At 35.6% G+C, this 4,207-nt stretch carries 4 protein-coding genes; 3 read left to right on the top strand and 1 reads right to left on the bottom strand.

Annotated elements, in window-relative coordinates; genetic code table 11:
* The coding region (locus tag ACYQ1N_RS07490) for a MarR family winged helix-turn-helix transcriptional regulator (protein WP_459834487.1) at window positions 1-422 on the top strand (422 nt) is incomplete at its 5' end.
* Window positions 415-2,322: an FUSC family protein gene (locus ACYQ1N_RS07485; protein ID WP_459834485.1), complete on the top strand. Its 1,908-nt coding sequence runs from the start codon at window positions 415-417 to the stop codon at window positions 2,320-2,322. The genes ACYQ1N_RS07490 and ACYQ1N_RS07485, both read left to right, overlap by 8 nt.
* Before the next feature lie 54 nt (window positions 2,323-2,376).
* On the opposite strand, the gene ACYQ1N_RS07480 is transcribed toward ACYQ1N_RS07485, so the two are convergent.
* The gene (locus ACYQ1N_RS07480; RefSeq protein WP_459834483.1) at window positions 2,377-2,931 is read right to left on the bottom strand and encodes an HdeD family acid-resistance protein; all 555 of its coding nucleotides are present in this window, start codon (window positions 2,929-2,931) and stop codon (window positions 2,377-2,379) included.
* 257 nt (window positions 2,932-3,188) lie between these two features.
* On the opposite strand from ACYQ1N_RS07480, the gene lepB reads away from it, so the two are divergent.
* A complete protein-coding gene (gene lepB, locus ACYQ1N_RS07475; protein WP_459834481.1) occupies window positions 3,189-4,124 on the top strand; it encodes a signal peptidase I in 936 nt (311 codons plus the stop codon).
* Window positions 4,125-4,207 lie beyond the last annotated feature (83 nt).

The raw sequence follows: 4,207 nt of genomic DNA, 5'->3' as shown, positions 1-4,207 counted from the left end.
GGCATAATTCGAAAAATATATTTCAAACCATGCCGGCAGCCGAATTTCATACCATGTTTTCCATCAGATCTCTTACGGAAGAAGAAAACACAGACGCTATTCCCGTTTCACGTCTTTTGGATAGGAACAGTGTCACTCCTCAGGCAATGTCAAAAATGTTAAAAACATTGGAGACCAAGGGCTATATCGAAAGACATACAAGTCAGGCCAACAGGCGGAATACTTTGGTAACAATAACTCCTAAAGGACAGCGGTTATTGGAAGTTACGGAAGAAAATGCAATTAATTTTGTTTCTGAAATGGAAAAGAAAATAGGTGCAGACAAAATGAATGAATTTTTTGAATTATCCGATATGTTTTTTAGCGCACTTGAAGAAGTACGCGATAACTTCAAAGAAAAGGAGGTTGATTATAATGGCTGAACAACAGGAAAAAAAGAAGCTCATTACGTTCAAACCCGGAGTGCGGCCCGACCTTTTTAAGGCATTGATATTTATGGGCGCAATGATGGGCGTCATGATGGTATCCATGATACCTTTCGGCACCGCAAACGGCATAGCATGCGGCTTTGCATTTATCAGTATACTTATGAGTCTTGCAAATGACTATTCTCTTGAACCGGTAAGAAACGGATTTATACTTATTTCATCCAATATAGGAATGGTATTGCTTGCATTTTTGGGATACGGACTGTTTCCAGAAGGTACGTCAGGATATATTGTTATGATGACCGTATCAACATTTGTCACATTCTTCCTTGCCGTATTTTTATTCACATCCGAAAAACACAGCAGTACATATATGCCTCTGTTATTAGGTTACTCAATGCTTATATTCTATCCCGTATACGGTAAAGAATTACTCATAAGAATTGCCATATATGCGGCTGCATCAGTAATATCAATTATTTTGAATATCATGCTTAGGGGCAGAACCTTCAAAAAGAAGACTGAAGCCGCTTTAAACGGTTCCGTTAACTCTCTGAAGCAGCAATGTGACTATATTAAAGAAGGAAAATCGAAAGAAGAATTAACAAAACAATATATTATTATAGACAAAACTCTGACCGGTATTGAATCGGCATACAGCACCAAAATGTCAATTAATTCCGAATGGAAGCCGGGACACGACGCCATAAGAACCATTACCATACTTAAAAGAATCAATAATACATTATCGGACAACTATATAACCGGCAACGAGAAAATGACCTCCGATTTACACTCACTTATTACAGATGTTTTAGATTCAATCAACAGTTACGAACAAAACAAAATTTCCGCTGATGAAATTTTAAACAAATTTGATGATCTATATCTTAAGCTCGATCCGGAAGCGGGAAATCCTAAAGCGTTGGACGCCATACGAATGGAAATGGAAGACTTTGTCAACGGTGAAGTCCAGCACAGTGATAAACATGACAACAAGCTCTCCATAGGAAGTCGAATTCTTAATCGATTTAATAAATATGGCTTTATTTTTGCCTTAAATGTTTCAATTATGGCCGCAGCAGGTGTATTTATCTCAACATTCTTTAATATGTACAAGGGATATGTTATTCCGATGTATATCGGACTTGTTGCCCAGCCATATACGGAACTTAACAAGTCGAGTGTAAAAAAACGTATCATAAATACAATATACGCCATAGGACTTATATTGGTCGCATTCTCAATAACCAACAATACATTCCTGCATTTAATACTGCTTGTCGCCATTACACTGTTTGCAGACATGTTTTTCCAATTCGACAGCACAACAATGCTGGGTTCCATGATATCCGTTCTTGTGACAATAATTGCCGAACCGGAACAGTTATATACTTTTTCAATATACAGACTGATCGTAATTACGGCACTTTGCATTGTGGTACTTATTGTTAACTCGCTTGTTTATCCGAGAAATATACCGGAAACGCTATACAAACAGTTGCAGTATTCCGTATCCCTTGATGATGAGATAAGAGAGGCTTTCAAAGATGAAAATACCACATATGATACAATTCATGACATTATCGCTAAAAACAGAGCCATTAACCAGCGTTTAAGAACAATTAACGTATATGCTGCAAATAAGGATGTGACGGCATATCTTTTGGCTGAAGAAGAGTGGCTCAACAGACTTACCATAGTCAACCACAGGTTATTGGAAGAAGATGCAAAACTCGGAGACTTCATAGAATCCGTAGAAGGTGAAAAGCATCTTACAGCTAAACAGAAAAGCATTATGATATCAATCAACGAAATAGCTGATGATATTATTAAAACCGAAGCCATAGCATTAAATGTTCTCAATAATGTAATTCCTGCAAAAAAAGCATAAATAAAAACACTGTTATATGTTAAACCGAAGTTTTAAAACATATAACAGTGTTTTTTATCTTGTCTTTGCAACTATGCATTCCGAAAGAAGAGATACCCCTCTTACTATCATATACACAGGCATAATAATGACAAATGCATACAAAAATGCAAACGGTGATATGAAAAGTATAACCGCCATGGCAATATTCATAATACCTACGAATACCGCCATCCCGCTTCCGACTTTAACTCCTATGGAAAGAGCATCAATTCCGGAAACAAGCATTTCAAATGCCAGCATAAATGCAAGTATTTCAATGGTAACTACCGAAGGTGAGAAAAATAATATTAAAGATATTATCACCTGTATTATCGCCATTGCAAGATATCCGCCGGATCTGAATGCGGATTTTACCGTAAAGTAATTTACTATGTAGAATATTCCCGATGCGAGAAGAACCGACGCAAAAATGTAATGCATCAGATTAACCGAAAGCATCGGAACGAATATACACGTGATACCGATCGCTATAAGCGCAATACTGACTATAAATCCGATTATGCGCATTGATTTGAGACGTTCGTTCCAGTGATTTCTAAACTCGTCTCCGAAAACTCTGTTACTCATAGTTACACCTCCTTTTATAAAATACACGAACTATATTACCTCGTGAATTCTATATTAACAAATTATAAACTATTTTTATCCTTTTTTATAACTTTTTTTACATTATAAGATAACATTACGGTTTTTCACATTTAATACCTAATACCGCACGGATTTCGTTATAATAATTTAATAAATCTGTTTCTTCTTATCGCTTGTATTGTAAGCGTTATTATATTATGCTAATTGTTACATATACAGAATGAGGGGTCATTTGAATGGATAACAGTAATTCCAACAAAAAGGACGATAAGTCCATTGATTATGATATTGAATATGATTTTATTTCCGGAGAAAAATTCGATACATCATCGAACAGCGAAAGCAGTCCTAATGTTGAATCCCCGAAAAATAATATTAAAGCGGACGATAATATTTCAGACAAACAAAATACAGACAATTTATCCGAAAATCAGGAAAAAGAAAGTTACATTTCCGATAAGGATGTCATAAACATAGATTCTGTTGATTATTCAAAGAAAAAGAAATCAGATGCATACAAAACCATAAAAGATGCGGAAGAAAAAGAATCTTCCGAGACAGGCAACGATGAGGATTATATAAAAAAAGCCGTAGATGATTATACTCAGGAAGATTCCGTACGAAGAAGAAAAAACAAAAAAAAGAAAAACGGAATTTTGAGTATTATAAAAATTGTGGCAATAGCATTTGCCGCCGCTTTTATCACACTCAGATTTATTGTTTTCAATGCTCAGGTTCCTACCGGATCAATGAAAGATACCATTAATGAGAATGACAGATTGCTTGGGTTCAGACTTGCATATGTAATGTCCGAACCAAAACGGGGAGATGTAATAATATTTAAATTCCCTGATGACGAAAGCAAGATTTATCTTAAAAGAGTAATAGGTACTCCCGGAGATACCGTAAGAATATCCGCCGGCGCCGTATATGTAAATGATGAAAAAATTGACGAACCGTATCTTCGTGAGCCTATGGCAATTAACTCTACTGAATTGACATATGTTGTTCCGGATAACAGTTATTTTGTAATGGGCGACAACAGAAATAACTCCTACGATTCAAGATATTGGACACATACATATGTAACCAAAGATAAAATACTTGCAAAGGCATTATTTAAATATTTTGACGGAGAACATAACGGTATATCCTTCTCTCTTATAAACTAAAATATAATACAACGGCAAATAAAAACGGTGTAAGTTATGTATCGGTTAAACCTGATACATGACCTGCACCGTTTTTATTGCTT

Source organism: Howardella ureilytica (assembly GCF_054657495.1).
The sequence above is the reverse complement of the archived record's forward strand: the minus strand, read 5'-3'. Positions and strand labels throughout refer to the sequence as shown.